Below are 17,604 nucleotides of genomic sequence, written 5' to 3'. Positions count from 1 at the left end.
GTTCCTCTCTCGTGATCCGCGCCGGTGCTCGGTGCCGGTGCTCGCCCCCGGTGCTCAGCGCCCGGCGCTCCGGCCGCCGTCGACGTGCAGGATCTCGCCGGTGACGAACGGGGCGTTCTCCAGGAAGACGACCGCGTCCACCACCTCGGTGACCTCGCCCATCCGGCCCAGTGGATGCAGCGCGGCGAGGGCGTCCCGCGTCTCGGCCGAGTAGGCCGGGGCGCGGATGACGCCCAGCGAGACGGTGTTGACCCGGATGCCGCGGGCCGCGTACTCGATCGCCAGCGAGCGGGTGACCGCGTTCAGCCCGCCCTTGGTGAGCGAGGCGAGCGCCGAGGGGACCCGGGAGTCCGCGTGGTCGACCAGGCTGGTGGAGATGTTGACCAGGTGGCCGCCGCCTTCGCGGGCGAGCATCGCGGCGATCGCGCTGCGGGAGACCTCGAAGAAGCCGCGGAGGTTCACCCCGGTCACGGCTTCGTAGTCCTCGTCGGTGTAGTCGGTGAACGGCTTCGCGATGTAGATCCCGGCGTTGTTGATCAGGGTGTCCACCCGGCCGAAGCGCTCCAGCGCCTGCTCGACCACCCGGGCGCCGACGCCCGGCTCGGCCAGGTCGCCCCGCACCGCCAGCACCTCGGGGTCCGCGGACGGGGCGATGGACCGGGACACGGCGACCACCGCGTGGCCGAGCTCGCGGTAGGCGGTGAGCAGCGCGGCGCCGATGCCCTGGGAGGCGCCGGTGACGACGGTGACCTTCCGGTCGGTGCTCATCCGGTGCCGGCGGGGCCGCCGGGGCCGGCGGGGTCGTTGGGGTGCGGGGAGAGCGGGGTGACCTCGTCGGTGCGCCAGATCCGCAGCGGCATCGAGGCGAGGACCTCCTCCAGCCGGTCGGCGTCGGCGGCGGCGAAGAGCCCGAGCGTGCGCCACTCGCCCGGTTGCAGCGGTGGGCGCCACAGCCGGAGCAGGTGCCCTTGCGCCGCGAGCTCCCGTGACCGGGCGGCCTCGCGGGTGCGGATGTCCTCGACGGCCTGTTCCGAGGTCCCGTCCGGGACGTGGGTGGTCATCGTGACCAGGTACTCCATGATCATCTCCTTCTGGGGCGTGACCCCCTCCAGCATCCGGCCTCGCCGCGCCCCCCGCTCGCGCGGACCCACCGGCCCGCTCGGCCGGACGGGTGAGCGCGGGGTCAGCGCCCGCCGACGCCGACCGAATCAACTGTCCTCCGAGGAAAGGCTGTTGAGGCGGCATCCGGCGGTCCCGTCCGTACACTGAAGGCAACGAGTACGTCGTCGACAGTTGCGCCGATTCCACGGCGAGGCCATGACCGGCTCCTCGTTCCACCACCCCTCCTCGCCGAGCCCCCCGCCGGCATGATCAGGTGTGGGAAGGGGCTCGCCCTCAGGTCGACCAGGAACGCCACCGACGCGGAGATCCCCTCGGCCCGGCGCGCCCGGATCCTCAAGGAAATCCTCGACGACCGGAGGGAAAACGGTCGGATCGTCCCGCAGCACCGCGAGGTCGGTGACGGCCGCGAGGAGTTCCGGATCGGTGGGGGATGTACCAGTCGTCCATACGGTCACCGTTGACGTAGCCGGCCTCTGGGCGCAGCAGTGCAGCCGCCTTGAGGAGCCGGCCGATTACCTGCTCGGTGGTGCGCGCGATGGCTTCGATCGTGTCGGCTGCGTCGCAGGTGGCTTGCGTGGCAGCGTAGTTGCTCAGGTTGAACCTAGGACCACGCACACCAGGACTCCACACAGACCGGGTCAGCCGCCCGGGTGGGCGGCCGCCCAGCCGTGTTCGAGCAATGCGAAGGCCTCGTCGGCGGCGCGACGCGGCTCGGCGTGTCGCCGGATGAGACCGCGGGCCTCAAGGGCGAAATGGGCCAGGGCGGCGCAGCTGACGTCGTCCTCGGGGGCGCCGACAGCCTCGGCGATGGCCCGCGCCAGTGCTGCTTCGTGGCGCGTCCACATGCGGTGGGCGTAGTCGCGCAGCGCGGGGGTTTCCTGCACCATGCGCGTGAAGTCGGCGAACCGCGGGTCCGTGTCGTGGACGGCGAGCTCGGTCTGCTTCAGCAGGATGTGCTCGCGCAGGGCTTGTGGGATCGACGTGCCGGGGGTGCGGTCGCGCACGGCGGCAACGAGTGCCGCCTCCAGGTCGTCGGCCTGGTCGAAGACCAGGGCTTCCTTGCCGGTGAAGTGCTTGAACAAGGTGGTCACGGAGACGTCGGCGGCGTCGGCGATGTCCTTGACGCCGACCTGGTCGTAGCCGCGGTCGAGGAAGAGCTCGAGTGCGGCGTCGGCCAGGGACTGACGGGTCTGGGCCTTCTTGCGCTCGCGGCGCCCGGTCGGTTCGGTCACCCGCACACCGTACCCCAGGGTGAAGCAACTGCAAAAGTTGAGTCTTTGCACTTATTTGGTGACTGTGCTTTCTTGGTGAGGCCGAACCTCCCGGCGGCTCACCCACCTCCCGAGGGAAACTCCCATGAACCCTGCTCGCGGTCCCCGCATAGCGATTGTCGGCGCCGGCCTCGGCGGCCTCACCTGCGCCCAAGTCCTGCAGCAACATGGCCGCTCCGTCACCGTCTTCGAACGCGAGGCCACCGCCGACGCCCGCCCGCAGGGCGGCACCCTCGACCTGCACGCCGACACGGGTCAGGCCGCCCTGCGTGCGGCGGGGCTCCTCGACCGATTCCAAGCCCTCTCCCGCCCCGAAGGAGAGGAGTGGCGCGTGCTCGACTTCGCCGACGCCGCGCTCCTGGCGCATCAGGGGCCGTCCGCCGCCGGCGGCCGGCCGGAGATCGACCGCGGCCAACTGCGTGGTCTGTTCCTGGACTCGATCACCGAGGGCACGGTGCGGTGGGACCGCGCCGTCAGCAGGGTCATCCCGCTGCCGGACGGCACCTGCCGGCTGCTCTTCGGTGACGGCACCGCCGAGGACTTCGACCTGGTGGTCGGTGCCGACGGCGCCTGGTCGCGCGTCCGCCCGGCCCTGTCGCACGCCGCACCCCGCTACACCGGCGTCACCTTCGTCGAGACCGGATTCGACCACTGCGACACCCGCCATCCCGCCCTCGCGCGGCTGGTCGGCAACGGATCGATGCTGGCGAAGGGCGCAGGCAGGTCCCTGGTCGCCCAGCGCAACAGCAACGGTCACATCCGCGCCTACATCGCGCTCCGCGCGCCGGAGGACTGGCACGTGGCTGCCGGTGTCGACCTCGGCGACCAGCGGGCCGTTCGGACACACCTGCTGACGATGTTCGACGGCTGGGACGAGAGCCTGCGCTACCTCCTTCGCAACGGCGACAGCGGGTTCGTCAACCGGTCCCTGTTCGTCCTGCCCACCCCGCACACCTGGGAGCACGTTCCCGGCCTCACGCTGCTCGGCGATGCCGCGCACCTGATGCCCCCGGTCGGACTGGGCGCCAATCTCGCCATGCTCGACGGCGCCGACCTCGCCCACGCCCTCGTCACCGAATTCAGCGTCGACGACGCCGTCCGCGCCTACGAGAGCGTCATGCTGCCGCGCTCGATCGAGGCCGCGACGGGCAGTGCGCAGGGACTCGACCGCCTCGTTCCCGCAGCGACTTCCTGAGTCGACTCTTGGGCCGGCGCGGATCGGGTACCGCCGCGAGGCGGCCCAGCGGCTGCGGGTGTTCCCCCGGCCCGGCAGGCCGGGTGGCGGTGAGCTGGTCCGGGCCGGCGATGACGGGCGATGAGGAGCGGGCAGGCACGGTCCTCCGTCGTGGTGATCAGGGCTTCGACACCTCGTGATCACCCGGAGGCCGTGCCTGCCTCCGCTCACGCCTCGTCCGCGAACGCCACAGTCACGTCCACCACCTGAACCAGCATCAAGGCGGGCAGGTCACCCGAACGATACCGCTCCGCACCTCCCGACAGCCTGGTAGTCCGGTCGCTTCAACTCGGGGGAAGGCTTGGGCCGGACCGGGGAGACCTGATCCTCGGGCAGGAATCAACTCGCATGACGCGGAACGCCTCGGGCACGGGGTCGGGCACGGGGCTGGACCTGGTCTGACATTCTCCGGCAATATGGTTAGGCTAACCTTACCCTCGGCACCTCGCGTGCCGGCCCGGCCTTCCGTACCCCGACCCACCCGGAGAGCACCGATGCTGTCTCCCACCCGCCGCCCGGCCACCCGCAGGGCGCAGCGCCCGCCGACCGGCCCGTGGCCGGCCCTCGGAGGGCATGCCCGCCACGGGGCGGGGGCCTGAGAGCATGACCGAGCACATAGCCGAACTCCGGGGCCGGGTCGCGCTCGTGACCGGCGCCGCCCAGGGCATCGGGGCCGCGGTCGCCCGCGCCTTGGCCGACCGCGGGGCCGAGGTTATCGCGACCGACCGCCGGGCCACCGACGCCGCACCCGTCCAGCTGGACGTCACCGACGGCCCGGCCGTCGAGGCCCTGGTCGAGCGGGTGGAGCGGGAGCACGGCCCGATCGAGATCCTGGTGAACGTCGCCGGGATCCTGCGGGCCGCCCCGGCGCTGGAGATCACCGACGAGGACTGGGCGCAGACCTTCGCCGTCAACACCACCGGGGTGCTCCACACCAGCCGGGCGGTCGGCCGCCGGATGGCCGCCCGCGGGCGGGGGAACATCGTCACGGTCGGGTCGAACGCCGCCGGCGTGCCCCGTACCAACATGGCCGCCTACGCCGCGTCAAAGGCCGCGGCCACCATGTTCACCCGCTGCCTGGGCCTCGAACTGGCCCGCGACGGCGTGCGGTGCAACCTGGTCTCGCCCGGCTCCACCGACACCGAGATGCAGCGGGCGCTGTGGACCGACCCCGGGGCGGAGCGGCGCGTCATCGACGGCGACCCGGCCGGCTACCGGGTCGGCATCCCGCTCGGCCGGATCGCCAGCCCCGAGGACGTCGCCGAGGCGGTCGCCTTCCTGGTCAGCGACCGCGCGCGGCACATCACCATGCACGACCTGTACGTCGACGGCGGCGCCACCCTGCGTGCCTGACGCCCGAGCGCCCGACCGGCCGACAGGCCGGCGCGGCGCCCCCGCCTGCCGCCGGCGCGGCGGCCGGCGGCTCCATCCCAGCGACCACACGACCCCAGTGCCCGGGTGTGCCACACACCGGGAGGACGGAGCACCATGACCACGGCTTTCGAGGCCCACGACGCGACCGCCGCCGCGCTGCCCGCCGGCGGGGCGCTGCTGGCCGCCTACCGGCCTGGTCCGTCGACGGCGTTCTTCAGCGGGCCCGAGCACACCCTGCTGGCCCAGGGCGTCCGGCGGACCGTCCCGGACCCGGCGGCCGCCACCCGGCTGCTGCGCGAGGCCCGTACCGCTGCCTCGGACAACCCGATCGTGGTCGGCGCGATCCCGTTCGCCCCCGGGCGCCCGGCCCGGCTGTTCATCCCCGAGGAGGTCCGCCGGGCCGCGCCGGTCGGCGAGGACCCGCTGCTCCAGCTGCCGATGGACCCGCCGCGCGACCTGACCTGGGCCCAGCAGCCGGTGCCCGCGCCGCAGGGGTACCTCGACGCGGTCGCCGAGGTGGTCCGGCTGATGGCCGGGGACCCGGAGCTCAGCAAGGTCGTGCTGGCCCGGACCCTGGAACTCACCGCGCCCGGTGGGGCCGACCTGCCGACCATGCTGCACCGGCTGATCCGGCGCGACCCGCGCGGCTACACCTTCGCCGTGCCGGCCGGCGGCGACGCCACCCTGGTCGGCGCCAGCCCGGAGCTGCTGGTCTCCCGGCGCGGCGGCAACGTGGTCTCCAACCCGCTGGCCGGCTCGGCCGCCCGCAGCGCCGACGTGGCCGAGGACATGCGCCGCGCGGCCGAGCTGCTGGAGTCACCCAAGGACCTGGCCGAGCACGCCTTCGTGGTGGACGCGGTGCGCCGCGCCCTGGAGCCGTACTGCGACGACCTGGTCGTGCCCGAGCGCCCGACCCTGATCCGCACCGCCGCGATGTGGCACCTGTCCACCACCGTCACCGGCACCCTGCGGGACCAGGACACCAGCGCGCTGGACCTCGCGCTGGCCCTGCACCCGACCCCGGCGGTCTGCGGCACTCCCACCGACCGGGCCCGCGACCTGATCGGTACGCTGGAGCCCTTCGACCGCGGGCTCTACACCGGGGTGGTCGGCTGGGGGGACGCGGCCGGCGACGGCGAATGGGTGGTCACCCTGCGCTGCGCCGAGGCCGAGGGCGACCGGCTGCGCCTGTACGCCGGCGCCGGGGTGGTCGCCGCCTCCCGGCCCGAGCACGAACTCGCCGAGACCGGGGCGAAGTTCCGCACCTTCCTGCACGCCGTCGGACTGGAGGACACCAAGTGACGCTGTGGCCCGAGGACTTCGCGGCCCGGTACCGCGCGGCCGGCTACTGGACCGGTGAGACGCTGGACCTGATGGTCCGCCGGCACGCCACCGAGCGGCCCGGCCGGATCGCCGTCACCGACGGGGACCGGCACTGGAGCTACGCGGAACTCGACCGCCGGGCCGACCGGCTGGCCGCCGGTCTGCTCGCCCGGGGGCTGCGCCGCGGCGACCGGGTGGTGCTCCAGCTGCCCAACGTCGCGGAGTTCTTCGAGGTGTTCTTCGGCGCGCTGCGGGCCGGGGTGGTGCCGGTGATGGCGCTGCCCGCCCACCGCCGCGCGGAGATCTCGTACTTCTGCGAGTTCGCCGGGGCGCGGGCCCTGTTCGTGGCCGACCGGCACGCCGGCTTCGACCACCGGGAGCTGGCCGCCGAGGTGAGTGCCGCGGTGCCCTCGCTCGGCGAGGTGGTGGTGGTCGGCGACCCCGGCCGGTTCACCCCGATCGAGGAGCTGCGGGCCGAGCCGGCCCCGGTCGCCGACCCGCCCGCCGCCGCGGACCTGGCCTTCCTTCAGCTGTCCGGCGGCAGCACCGGCCTGCCCAAGCTGATCCCCCGCAGCCACGACGACTACCTGTACAGCGTCCGCGAGTCGGCCTCGATCTGCGGGCTGACGCCCGCCTCGGTCTACCTGTGCGCGCTGCCGGCCGCCCACAACTTCCCGCTCAGCTCGCCCGGCAGCCTCGGTGTCCTGCACGCCGGCGGCCGGGTGGTGCTCGCCCCCGAGCCCAGCCCCGCCACCGCCCTGGCGCTGATCGAGCGCGAGCGGGTGACGGTCACCGGCGTGGTGCCGCCGCTCGCCCTGGCCTGGGCCGACGCGGCGGCCCGCGGCGGCCACGACCTGTCCAGCCTGGAGCTGCTCCAGGTCGGCGGCGCCAAGCTCAGCGAGGAGGCGGCCCGCCGGCTGGGCCCCGCGCTCGGCTGCCGGCTCCAGCAGGTCTTCGGGATGGCCGAGGGCCTGGTCAACTACACCCGGCCGGAGGACTCCGAGGAGACCGTGCTGACCACCCAGGGCCGGCCGATCTCCGCCGCGGACGAGATCCGGGTGGTCGACGACGAGGACCGCGACCTGCCCGACGGCGAGCACGGGCACCTGCTCACCCGGGGCCCGTACACCATCCGCGGGTACTGGAACGCCCCGGAGCACAACGCCCGTTCGTTCACCGCCGACGGCTTCTACCGCACCGGCGACATCGTCCGGCGCACCCCGACCGGCCACCTGGTGGTCGAGGGCCGGGCCAAGGACCAGATCAACCGGGGCGGCGAGAAGGTCGCGGCCGAGGAGGTCGAGAACGTCCTGCTGGCCCACCCGGCCGTGCACGACGTCGCGGTGGTCGCCACCCCCGACGAGTACCTGGGCGAGCGCAGCTGCGCGTACGTCATCCTGCGCCCCGACGCGCCGCGGCCGCGCCCCGCCGAGCTCAGGGCGTTCGTCCGGGCCGGCGGCCTGGCCGACTACAAGGTGCCCGACAAGGTCGAGTTCGTCGTCGAGTTCCCGCACACCGGCATCGGCAAGGTCAGCAAGAAGCACCTCCGCTCCACCGCCCGTTGAGCCCGCTGAGCCCGCTGAGAGAGACCACCCCACCCATGGCACTGCCCACCATCGCCCCGTACCCGCTGCCCGGCGCCGACCAGCTGCCCGCGCCCAAGGTGCCCTGGACGGTCGACCCGTCCCGGGCCGCGCTGCTCGTGCACGACCTGCAGAACTACTTCCTCGACGCGTTCCCCGCCGACGGGCCGCCGCTGGCGCCCGCGCTGGCCAACACCGCGCGGCTGCTGGCCCACGCCCGGGCCCAGGGCATGCCGGTGATCTACTCGCACCAGCGCGGCGGCCAGAGCCGGGCGGAGCGCGGCCTGCAGTACGACTTCTGGGGGCCGGGGCTGCCCGCCGACGAGCGCGCCCAGGCGATGCCCGAGCTGGTCGCGCCGGCCGACGGCGACCGGCTGCTGACCAAGTGGAAGTACAGCGCCTTCGCCCGCACCGACCTCGCCGAGCTGCTCGCCGCCACCGGGCGCGACCAGCTCGTGCTGGTCGGCGTCTACGCCCACATCGGCGTGATGATGACCGCCTGCGACGCCTGGGCGCACGACGTCCAGGCCTTCGTGGTGGCGGACGCGACCGCCGACTTCTCCGCCGACAAGCACCTGGACGCCCTGCGCTGGGCCGCCGAGAAGTGCGCCGTCGTGCTCACCACCGACCAGCTCCTGGAGGGCAGGTGACCACCCCTCGGGAGGGCGCGGCCCGGCTCGGCGCCGAGCACGTCACGCTGCGCTACGGCGACCGGGCGATCGCCACCGACCTGTCGATCACCGTGCCGGACGGCTCCTTCACGGTGATCGTCGGCCCCAACGCCTGCGGCAAGTCGACCCTGCTGCGCGCCTTCGCCCGGCTGCTCAAGCCGGCGGCCGGCCGGGTGCTGCTGGACGGCGAACGGATCAGCGCGCTGCCGGCCAAGGAACTCGCCCGCCGGCTCGGCCTGCTGCCGCAGAGCTCCACCGCGCCGGACGGCATCACCGTCGCCGACCTGGTCGCCCGCGGCCGCTACCCGCACCAGGGGCTGCTGCGCCAGTGGTCCCGGGAGGACGAGCGGGTGGTCGCCGAGTCGATGGCCGCCACCGATGTCGAGGCGCTCGCCGACCGGTTCGTGGACGAGCTCTCCGGCGGCCAGCGCCAGCGGGTCTGGCTGGCCATGGCGATCGCCCAGCAGACCCCGCTGCTGCTGCTCGACGAGCCCACCACCTTCCTCGACATCGCGCACCAGATCGAGGTGCTGAACCTGTGCGCCCGCCTCCACCAGGAGCAGGGCCGCACCCTGGTCGCCGTGCTGCACGACCTCAACCAGGCCGCCCGGTACGCCACTCACCTGATCGCGATGCGCGACGGCGAGGTGGTCGCCGAGGGGCCGCCCGGCGAGGTCGTCACCGCCGACCTGGTGGAGCGGGTCTTCGACCTGCCGTGCCAGGTCATCGCGGACCCGCAGACCGGCACCCCGCTGGTCGTCCCGATGGCGCCCGCCCACCGGGCGGCGGCGCGGTGAAGCCCTCCGTCGCCCCGGCCCCGGTCCGCACCGCGACCGGGGCCGACGCCGCCGCGCTGCACGCGCTGTCCGCGCCGTTCATCCGCTCGGGGGCGCTGCGCCGGCGCGGCGTGGCCGACTACCGGGCCGCCGCCGGGGACTTCCTGGTCGCGCCCGGCCCGAACGCGCTGGACGGCCCGGAGGTGCTGGACGGCCCGAACGTGCTGGACGGCTGCGTCGGGCTGCGGGTGCTGCGCCCGGAGCCCGGGCACCCCTCGGCCGGCGTGCTGTACAACTTCTGCGTGCGCGGCGAGCGCCAGGGCTCCGGCCTCGGCTCGGGGCTGCTGGAGGCGGTGCTCGCCGAGGCCGCCCGGCGCGGGCTGAGCACCGCCTTCACCGCCACCACCGGCAGCGGCGCGCTGTTCGGGTGGTACGGCTTCCGCCAGGTACCCACCGCGCTGGCCCCCAGAGCCTGGACCGCCGGCCTCGACCCGGCCCGCGGCTCCCGGGTGCACGTCCTCACCCTGCCCACCGGCGCCTGACACCACCCCGGCACCCGGCCCCCGTCAGCGCCCCGAGGCGCGGGCGGGGGCTTCTTGGTCAGTTGTGGCCGGAGCGCCACTGACGGGCGATCAGCCAGACCAGGTAGCAGCCGCCGACCACCCCCGTGAGCACGCCCACCGGCAGCTGGGTGGGCGCCAGCAGGCGCTGGGCGGCGAGGTCGCTGAGGGCCAGCAGCACCGCGCCGAGCAGCGCGGAGCCCAGCAGGTTGGGCCCGGTGGCCCGGGTCAGCCGGCGGACGGCCTGCGGGGCGATCAGCGCGACGAACGGCACCGGGCCGGCCGCCGCGGTCGCGGCCGCGGTGAGACCGACGCCGATCAGCACCAGCCGGATCCGGACCCCTTCGGTGCGCACGCCCAGCGAGGCCGCGGCGTCGTCGCCCATCTCCAGCATCCGCAGCGGGCGGCCGAGCAGCACGGCGGCGGGCAGCAGCAGGAGCAGCGCGACGGCCATCGGGCCGCAGTGCTCCCAGCCGCGGGCGTTGAGGCTGCCGGTGAGCCAGACGGCGGCGCTCTGAGCGTCGCTGAAGGAGGCCCGGGCGATCAGGTAGGCGTTCAGCGAGGAGAGCAGCGAGCTGACGCCGATGCCGACCAGCACCAGCCGGTAGCCCTGGGTGCCGCCCGTGCGGGCCAGCAGGTAGACCAGGACGGACGTGGCCAGGCCGCCGGCCACCGCGCCGCCGGCGACGGTGGCGGCGCTGCCGCCGATCACCAGGATGACGGCCAGCGCGCCGGTCGCCGAGCCGACGGTGAATCCGATCACGTCCGGGCTGCCGAGCGGGTTGCGGGCGAGCGTCTGGAAGAGCGCGCCGGCCAGGCCCAGCGAGGCGCCGACCAGCAGCGCGGTGAGCAGGCGCGGCAGCCGTACCTCCAGCACGATGTAGCGGTCCGCGCGGGCCCCGCCGCCGGTGAGCACGTCCAGCACGTCGGCGGCGGGCAGCGGGTAGTCGCCCGCGGTGAGCGACCACACCACCACCGCGAGCAGCGCCGCCACCAGCAGCAGCCCGACCAGGGTGGCCCGGCGGTGCCAGCGCAGCGAGCGGCCGCCGGGCAGGCGCAGGGCGGACAGCGGGACGCGTGGGCGGGCGTCCGGCGGTGCGGCCGGGCGCGGGTCGGCGGACCGGTCTACCGCCGTGGTGCTGTTCACAGGTGGGCGATCCTCCGGCCGCGGACGAGGGCGATGAAGAGCGGGGCGCCGACGAAGGCGGTGACGACGCCGACCTGGAGTTCGGCGGGGTGCAGGACCAGGCGCCCGATGATGTCGGAGCCGAGCAGCAGCACGGGGGCGAGCACGGCGGACAGCAGCAGGATCCAGCGCTGGTCCGGGCCGCAGAGGTGGCGGGCCAGGTGCGGGACGGCGAGTCCGACGAAGGCGATCGGGCCGACGGCGGCGGTCGCCGCGCCGCACAGCAGGGTGACGGCCACCATGCCGAGCAGCCTGGTGCGGCCGGGGCTGGCGCCCAGGGCGTGCCCAGCGTCGTCGCCGAGCGCGAGCGCGTTCAGCGGCCTGGCCAGCAGCAGGGCGAGTACGGCGCCGGCCGCGAGGAAGGGGAGCACCTGGCGGAGCACCGCGGCGTCGACCCCGGCCAGGGTGCCGATCTGCCAGTACCGGAAGCGGTTCAGGGTCAGCGGGTCGAGCAGGATCAGGCTGTTGACGAAGGCGGTCAGTACGGCGGTGACGGCGGTGCCGGCCAGCGCCAGCCGGGCGGGGGTGGCGCTGGCGCGGCCGCCCGAGCCGAGGATCTGGACCACGACGGCGGCCACCGCCGCGCCCGCGAGGGCGAACCAGATGTACGCGCCGAAGCTGTGCAGGCCGAGCAGGGCGGTGCCGGCGGCGACCGCGGCGGCGGCGCCGCCGTTGACCCCGAGCAGGCCGGGGTCGGCGAGCGGGTTGCGGGTGAGCGCCTGCATCAGGGCGCCGGCGAGGCCGAGGGCGGCGCCGACCGCGATGCCGAGCAGGGTGCGCGGGATCCGCGAGTGGTGCACCACGATCCAGTCCTCGGAGGTGGGTTCGCGGTGGAGCAGGGCGTGCAGCACCTGCGCCGGCGGGACGTACCGGGCGCCGATGGCGACCCCGAGGACGGCGAGCACGGCCAGCAGGGCGAGGCCGGCCAGCAGCCAGCCGACCCGGCGGCCCGGGCCGGGCCGGGAGGTGGCCGGGCGGGCGGGCTCCGGTGCGGGCCGGCCGGTGGGCGCGGGCCGGCCGGTGGCGGGGGTGTCGGTCAGCTGGTCGGTCATGCGTGCTCGTGGTCGTCCTCGTGGTGGTCGTGGTTCTCCACGCCGCGCTTCCAGTAGCCGTCCACGTCGACCTGCTCCTTGCCCAGGCCGCGCTCGCGCCGCAGGTGCCGGCGGATCGGCTTGAGGGTGGTCGCCTCGCCGGCGACCCAGGCGAAGCCCATCCCCTCGGGGAACTCGGCGGCGCGGACGGCACGTTCGAGCAGGTCGGTGCTGCCGGCGGGGGCGGCGCCGCGGTGCAGCCAGGTCATCCGCAGGTCGGTGGCGGTCTCGAAGGTCTGCTCGTCCTCGGGGCCGGGCACCTCGGCGAAGGCGAGCACCTTGACGCCGGCGGGCAGCATCTCCAGCCAGCGGCCGAGCGCGGGCAGCGCGGTCTCCTCGGCGGCGAGCAGGTACCAGTCGTGGACGAAGGGGATCTCCTCCGAGCCGCGCGGGCCGAACACGCCGAGGCGCATGCCGGGTTCGGCGGCCGCGGCCCAGCCGGAGCCGACGCCGGTGCCGTGCAGCACCATGTCGATGTCGAGCTCCTGCTCGGCCCGGCGGTAGTGCCGCACCGTGTAGTCGCGGGTGATCGGCTCGACGGGGGCGTCCATCCAGGTGTCGTTCTCGACCACCGGCTCGACCGGCAACTCCTCGCCCGGCCGGGCGAAGCAGAGCTTGACGTGGTCCGTGGGCGCCTGCTCGCAGAAGCCCTCCAGCGCCGCTCCGCCGAGCGTCACCCGCACCGTGCCCGGGGTGACCCGGGTGACCCGCCGGACCTCCAGCAGGCGGTACTTGAGCGGATGGCGGACGATCCGCATGCGCGGCGGAGCAGTGTCGACGGTCATCGTTCAGCCCTATCCGGTGGCAGGAGTGGCGCAGGCCCGACGCGCACGCCGGTGCCGCCGTCCCGGACCCGCGGAACGGCGGCACCGGCCGACGTCGATGATTAGGTTAGCCTAACCTGTGATGAGCGGACCAGTCGCTCGCCCGCTCGGGGCTCCGGCTGCCGAGCCGTCATCGACCAGGCGCCCGCCGTCCAGCCGCACCACCCGGGGCATCCGGGCGATGGTCGCCGGGCGGTGCGCGATGACCACCAGGGTGCAGTCGGCGCGCAGCTCGTCCAGCGCGTGTTCGAGCCGGGCCGCGGTCGCCGGGTCGATGTCGGCGGTGGCCTCGTCCAGCACCAGCACGGCCGGGTCGGCGAGCACCGCCCGGACCAGGCCGAGGATCTGCCGCTCGCCGGCCGACAGGTTGCCGCCGCGCTGGCCGACCTCGGCGTCCAGGCCGCCGGGCAGCTCACCGAGCCACTCCCGCAGGCCGAGCTGGTCGACCGTCCGCTCGATCCGGGCCCGGTCCGGGTCGCCCTGGACCAGCGCCAGGTTGTCGGCGATGGTGCCGGACACCATCCGCACCTCCTGGGGCACCAGGACGATGCGGCGGCGCAGCTCCGGCTCCGGGATCTCCCGCAGGTCGGTGCCGGCGAAGCTGACGGTGCCGGCGTCCGGCGGGTAGAGGCCGCAGAGCAGCTTGGACAGGGTGGTCTTGCCCGAGCCGGTCTCGCCGACCACGCCGGTGCGGCTGCCGACCGGGAAGGCCAGCGTCATCGCGTGCAGCACCTTGCCGTCGGCGCGGTAGGCGTACTCGACCTGCTCGCAGCGCAGTTCGCCGCGGGGCGGCAGCTCGGCGCGGGTCGCCGGCCGGGCCGGTGCGGGCGCGGGTTCGGTGGCGGCCAGCAGGTCCAGCAGCCGGGCCAGCCCGGTGCGGGCGGTCTGCACCTCGCCGACCAGCTGGGAGAGGTCGGCGAAGGAGTCGAACAGGTTGCGGCCGGCGACCACGAACACCACGACCGCGCCGATGTCCAGGCTGCCTCGGCCCACCAGCCAGCCGCCCACCAGCAGCAGCACCACCAGGGCGAGGCCCTCGACCAGGCTGACCAGGTCGATCCGGTTCTCCACCCGCAGGGCGCGCCGGGCGGCCCGGACGGCGTGGGCGTTCTCCCGCTCGAACCGCGTGGTCCAGCCGGGCAGGCCGCGCGAGGTCTGGAGCGCCTCACGGGCCGTCAGGGTCTCGGAGAAGGTGGCCGCGACGGTGGCCTCGGCGCCGGCCTTGCCGCCGAAGGCCGCGCCGGCGTCGCGCTGGAACCACCGGGTGACCAGGAAGGTCAGCGGCAGGAAGACCGCCAGCTGGACCAGCAGCAGCAGCCAGGAGTAGCCGGCCAGCACGACCAGGGTGAACAGCAGGGTCGCCGCGGAGGCCACCAGGTTGCGCAGGTGCAGCCGGACGAACGCGGCGAGCGCCGCGACCTCGCCGGTGGCCCGGCGCAGCAGTTCGCCGCTGCGGTGGGTCTCCAGGAAGCGCAGCGGGGCGGTCGCCAGGTTCTCCACGCACTGCTCGCGCAGGGTGCGCACGACCTGCTCGCCTCCCTTGATCAGGAGCAGCTCGCCGACCCGGGCCAGCACCAGCTGGGCCGCGGCGAACAGCACCAGCAGCAGGACGGCCAGGCCGAGCGTGCCGCGCTCGCGGTCGGTGACGGCGTCGGCCGCCAGGCCGATCAGCGGGGCGACCGCGACCAGCGCGGCGGAGTCCGCCAGGCCCACCGCCAGCGCGACGGCCAGCTTGGCCCGGTGCGGGCGCAGGTACGGGGCGGCCCGGCGCAGCACCCCGCGCTGGTCGGCCTCGTCCTCGAGCAGGGGCTGCTCAGCCACGGCCCACCTCCACGGCGCTGGGGGTCACGTCGGCTTCCGGCCTCTCGTTCGGGGTGTCCAGGGCGCCGAGCGGCGAGCGCAGGCGCACCACCCGGTCGGCGGTCTCCAGGACGGCGGTGCGGTGGGTGGCGAAGACCACGGTGCGGCCGTCGGCCCAGGCCCGCAGGCGTTCCAGGACGAGCCGCTCGGTGGCGGTGTCGAGCGCCGAGGTGGAGTCGTCGAGCAGCAGCACCTGCGGGTCGCCGAGCAGGGCGCGGGCGATCGCCAGGCGCTGGACCTGCCCCCCGGAGAGCGCGGTGCCGCCCTCGCCGAGCTCGGTGGCGTAGCCGTCGGGCATCGCGCCGAGCTGGTCGTGGATGCCGGCGGTCCGGCAGGCCTCGTACAGCTGCTCGTCGTCCAGGTCGCGGCCCAGGCGCAGGTTGTCGGCGACGGTGCCGGAGAGCAGCACCGGGCGCTGGGCGACGTACGCGATCCGGGTGCGGACCTCGTCCAGGGCGACGGTGCGCAGGTCGGTGCCGCCGTAGCGCACGGTGCCGGTGGCCGGGTCGTCCAGGCGGACCGGCAGGCGCAGCAGGGTGCTCTTGCCGGAGCCGGTGGCGCCGAGCACGGCGACGAACTCGCCGTGCCCGACCTCCAGGTCGATCGGGGCGAGCACGGTGCGGCCGTCGCGGACGGCGCTGACGCCCTGCAGGGTGAGGGTGCCGGTGGCGGGCAGCGGGCGGGCGTCGGCGGGATCGGGTTCGGTGACGACGGGCAGGATCGAGAGCGCCTCGTCGATCCGGGCGGCGGCGACGTCGGCCTGGCCGCGTTCCAGCAGCCGGTCGACCAGGACCCGGGTGGCCAGCGTGACGATCGCCATCCAGGAGGTGTACGCGACCAGCGCGCCGAGCTTGAGCCGGCCGTCCAGCACGACGAGTCCGCCGATGCCGACACCCGCGGCGACCGCCAGCCGGGGCACGAACGGGGCGACGGCCGCCCAGCTGGCCTCGATCCGGGCGGCGATCACGGTGCGGCCGGTGACCTCGGCGCTGACGGTGTGGTGGCGCTCCACCAGCGGGCGGTGGCCGCCGGTGCCGCGCAGGCCGGTGCCGACCTGGAGCAGGTCGGCGACGGCGTCGGCGCGTTCGCCGTGCACCCGGGCCAGTTCGCCGCTGGCGGCGGCGAAGCGCTTGGGGAAGTGGAGGTTGACCCAGACCAGGAACGGCAGGGTGGCCAGGGTGACCAGCAGCAGGCTCGGGTGGAGCGCGGCCATCGCGGGCAGCACCACCACGAAGGTGGTGCCGAGCACCACCCAGATCGCCAGGCCGTGCACCCATTCGCGGACCAGGTCGGTGTCGCGGGTGGCGCGCATCGCGAGGTCGCCGTGGCCGCGGGAGGCGAGCGCCGCCCGGTCCAGCCCGCACAGGTGGCGCAGCAGCCGCGAGCGCAGGTCGGCGCCGACCTTGGCGTCGGCGTAGCCGGCCCAGTACTGCCAGCCGTAGAGGCCGGCGAACTGGATCAGCGCGGCGGCGGCGGTGGCCCCGGACCAGAGCAGCAGGGCGCGGTCGTCGTGCGGCGCGAGGCCGTCGTCGAGGGCCTTCTGGACGCACCAGGGCACCGCGAGCAGGGCGATCTGCCGGATCGCGGCGGCGACCATGGCGGCGGCCACGGTGGCCCGGTGGGGCCGCAGCGAGCCGCGCAGCAGGGCCCGGGCGCGGCGACGGCGCTCGGGGGAGAGAGCGCCGGGCTCCAGGTCCTCGTCGGCGAGTTGCTCCGCGGTCAGGGCGTCCGCAGGCGCGTCCGAGGGCGCGTCCGGGAGGTCGTCCGAGGGGTCGGCAACGGGATCCGTCTGTTGGGTGCTCACGTCGATCGGTTCATCCGTCTGGTCGCTGCGGTCAGGGTCCGGGCCCGGGGGGACGGCCGGTGGCCTCCCCCCGGGGAGCGCCCTCAGGCGCGGGCGGCCTCGGTCCGGGCGATCAGGCTCGCCGGGCGCATGTCGGTCCAGGCGGCGTCGACGTACTCGGTGCAGCCCTGCCGGGTGTCCTCGCCGTGCACGACGGTCCAGCCGGCCGGGACCTCGGCGAAGGCCGGCCACAGCGAGTGCTGGTTCTCCTCGTTGACGAGCACGAAGTAGCGGGCGTCGTCGTCCTCGAACGGGTTGGTGGCGGTCATCTCGTACTCCTTGGGGTTCAGAGGGGGGATCAGGGTCGGGTGGTGGCAGGTCAGTCGGAGCAGGGCGCGGTCGCGCCCTCGGGGCGGCCGAGGGCAGCGTCCACCGTCCGGTCGACCAGGAACTCCGCCAGGCCGGCGACGGTCGGCCTGGCCAGCAGGTCGGCGAGGCCGAGTCCGCTGTCGAAGTCCTTGCGCAGCCGCTGCAGCAGACCCATCGCCAGCAGTGAGTGGCCGCCCAGCTCGAAGAAGTTCTCGTCGATGCCGAGGGTGGGCAGGCCCAGCACCTCGACGAAGGCGTCCAGCACCGCCTGCTCGCTCGCGTACCGGGGCCCGCGCTGCGGCCCGGCCGTGGTGAAGTCGGCCGCGGCGGGTGCGGGCAGGGCGTTGCGGTCGAGCTTGCCGTTGACGGTCAGCGGCAGCGCGTCGAGGACGACGAACGCGGACGGGACCATGTACTCCGGCAGGCGCCCGGCAAGCATACGACGGACTGCGGCGGTGTCGGTAAGGGCACCCTCACTCGGCACCAGGTAGGCGGCGAGGCGCTTGACGCCGGGGGTGTCCTCCCGGACCACCACGGCGGCCTGCGCCACCCCCGGGCGCTCGGCCAGCGCGTCCTC

The 17,604-nt window shown here is 74.9% G+C and carries 17 protein-coding genes; 7 read left to right on the top strand and 10 right to left on the bottom strand.

Features of this window, described 5'->3' with window-relative positions; genetic code table 11:
* Window positions 1–54: 54 nt before the first annotated feature.
* The 3 genes from AB0K43_RS22055 to AB0K43_RS22045 all read right to left on the bottom strand — a co-directional run bounded on the left by AB0K43_RS22055 (window position 55) and on the right by AB0K43_RS22045 (window position 2,354).
* Window positions 55–768, bottom strand: coding sequence for an SDR family oxidoreductase (locus tag AB0K43_RS22055; protein WP_363642264.1), 714 nt, complete (start codon window positions 766–768; stop codon window positions 55–57).
* Window positions 765–1,079, bottom strand: a complete 315-nt coding sequence (locus tag AB0K43_RS22050) for a muconolactone Delta-isomerase family protein (RefSeq protein WP_363642262.1) — start codon at window positions 1,077–1,079, stop codon at window positions 765–767. The genes AB0K43_RS22055 and AB0K43_RS22050 overlap by 4 nt, the downstream gene beginning before the upstream one ends.
* Window positions 1,080–1,760: 681 nt before the next feature.
* On the bottom strand, window positions 1,761–2,354 hold the full coding sequence (locus AB0K43_RS22045) for a helix-turn-helix domain-containing protein (protein WP_363642260.1): 594 nt from the start codon (window positions 2,352–2,354) through the stop codon (window positions 1,761–1,763).
* 124 nt (window positions 2,355–2,478) lie between these two features.
* Between AB0K43_RS22045 and AB0K43_RS22040 the strand changes: the two genes are divergently transcribed.
* The 7 genes from AB0K43_RS22040 (at window position 2,479) to AB0K43_RS22010 (ending at window position 9,896) form a co-directional block, all read left to right on the top strand.
* Window positions 2,479–3,588: an NAD(P)/FAD-dependent oxidoreductase gene (locus AB0K43_RS22040; RefSeq protein ID WP_363642258.1), complete on the top strand. Its 1,110-nt coding sequence runs from the start codon at window positions 2,479–2,481 to the stop codon at window positions 3,586–3,588.
* Between the two features lie 642 nt (window positions 3,589–4,230).
* Entirely contained in the window at window positions 4,231–4,980 is a 750-nt protein-coding gene (locus AB0K43_RS22035) for a 2,3-dihydro-2,3-dihydroxybenzoate dehydrogenase (protein WP_363642256.1), read from the top strand.
* Between the two features lie 135 nt (window positions 4,981–5,115).
* Window positions 5,116–6,303 carry an isochorismate synthase gene (locus AB0K43_RS22030; protein WP_363642254.1) on the top strand — a complete coding sequence of 396 codons (1,188 nt, stop codon included), beginning with the start codon at window positions 5,116–5,118 and terminating at the stop codon, window positions 6,301–6,303.
* Entirely contained in the window at window positions 6,300–7,889 is a 1,590-nt protein-coding gene (locus AB0K43_RS22025; protein ID WP_363642252.1) for a (2,3-dihydroxybenzoyl)adenylate synthase, read from the top strand. The genes AB0K43_RS22030 and AB0K43_RS22025 overlap by 4 nt, the downstream gene beginning before the upstream one ends.
* A gap of 35 nt (window positions 7,890–7,924) precedes the next feature.
* Window positions 7,925–8,557 carry an isochorismatase family protein gene (locus AB0K43_RS22020; RefSeq protein WP_363642250.1) on the top strand — a complete coding sequence of 211 codons (633 nt, stop codon included), beginning with the start codon at window positions 7,925–7,927 and terminating at the stop codon, window positions 8,555–8,557.
* Window positions 8,554–9,375, top strand: a complete 822-nt coding sequence (locus tag AB0K43_RS22015; protein WP_363642248.1) for an ABC transporter ATP-binding protein — start codon at window positions 8,554–8,556, stop codon at window positions 9,373–9,375. The genes AB0K43_RS22020 and AB0K43_RS22015 overlap by 4 nt, the downstream gene beginning before the upstream one ends.
* Window positions 9,372–9,896, top strand: a complete 525-nt coding sequence (locus AB0K43_RS22010) for a GNAT family N-acetyltransferase (protein ID WP_363642246.1) — start codon at window positions 9,372–9,374, stop codon at window positions 9,894–9,896. Before AB0K43_RS22015 ends, AB0K43_RS22010 begins: the two co-directional genes overlap by 4 nt.
* Before the next feature lie 58 nt (window positions 9,897–9,954).
* On the opposite strand, the gene AB0K43_RS22005 is transcribed toward AB0K43_RS22010, so the two are convergent.
* The 7 genes from AB0K43_RS22005 to AB0K43_RS21975 all read right to left on the bottom strand — a co-directional run.
* On the bottom strand, window positions 9,955–11,061 hold the full coding sequence (locus tag AB0K43_RS22005; protein WP_363642244.1) for an iron chelate uptake ABC transporter family permease subunit: 1,107 nt from the start codon (window positions 11,059–11,061) through the stop codon (window positions 9,955–9,957).
* Window positions 11,058–12,152 carry an iron chelate uptake ABC transporter family permease subunit gene (locus AB0K43_RS22000; protein WP_363642242.1) on the bottom strand — a complete coding sequence of 365 codons (1,095 nt, stop codon included), beginning with the start codon at window positions 12,150–12,152 and terminating at the stop codon, window positions 11,058–11,060. The genes AB0K43_RS22005 and AB0K43_RS22000 overlap by 4 nt, the downstream gene beginning before the upstream one ends.
* A complete protein-coding gene (locus AB0K43_RS21995) occupies window positions 12,149–12,976 on the bottom strand; it encodes a siderophore-interacting protein (RefSeq protein ID WP_363642240.1) in 828 nt (275 codons plus the stop codon). The genes AB0K43_RS22000 and AB0K43_RS21995 overlap by 4 nt, the downstream gene beginning before the upstream one ends.
* 111 nt (window positions 12,977–13,087) lie before the next feature.
* Window positions 13,088–14,836, bottom strand: a complete 1,749-nt coding sequence (locus AB0K43_RS21990) for an ABC transporter ATP-binding protein (RefSeq protein WP_363642238.1) — start codon at window positions 14,834–14,836, stop codon at window positions 13,088–13,090.
* Window positions 14,829–16,679, bottom strand: a complete 1,851-nt coding sequence (locus AB0K43_RS21985) for an ABC transporter ATP-binding protein (RefSeq protein WP_363642236.1) — start codon at window positions 16,677–16,679, stop codon at window positions 14,829–14,831. The genes AB0K43_RS21990 and AB0K43_RS21985 overlap by 8 nt, the downstream gene beginning before the upstream one ends.
* Window positions 16,680–16,762: 83 nt before the next feature.
* The gene (locus AB0K43_RS21980; protein ID WP_363642234.1) at window positions 16,763–16,987 is read right to left on the bottom strand and encodes an MbtH family protein; all 225 of its coding nucleotides are present in this window, start codon (window positions 16,985–16,987) and stop codon (window positions 16,763–16,765) included.
* A 50-nt stretch (window positions 16,988–17,037) separates the two neighbouring features.
* A partial coding sequence (locus AB0K43_RS21975) for a phosphopantetheine-binding protein (protein WP_363642232.1) occupies window positions 17,038–17,604 on the bottom strand: 567 nt, incomplete at its 5' end.

Origin of the sequence: Kitasatospora sp. NPDC049258 (assembly GCF_040678895.1) — a bacterium.
Classification (GTDB): Bacteria; Actinomycetota; Actinomycetes; order Streptomycetales; family Streptomycetaceae; genus Kitasatospora.
This window is presented reverse-complemented; position numbering and strand designations above follow the sequence as displayed.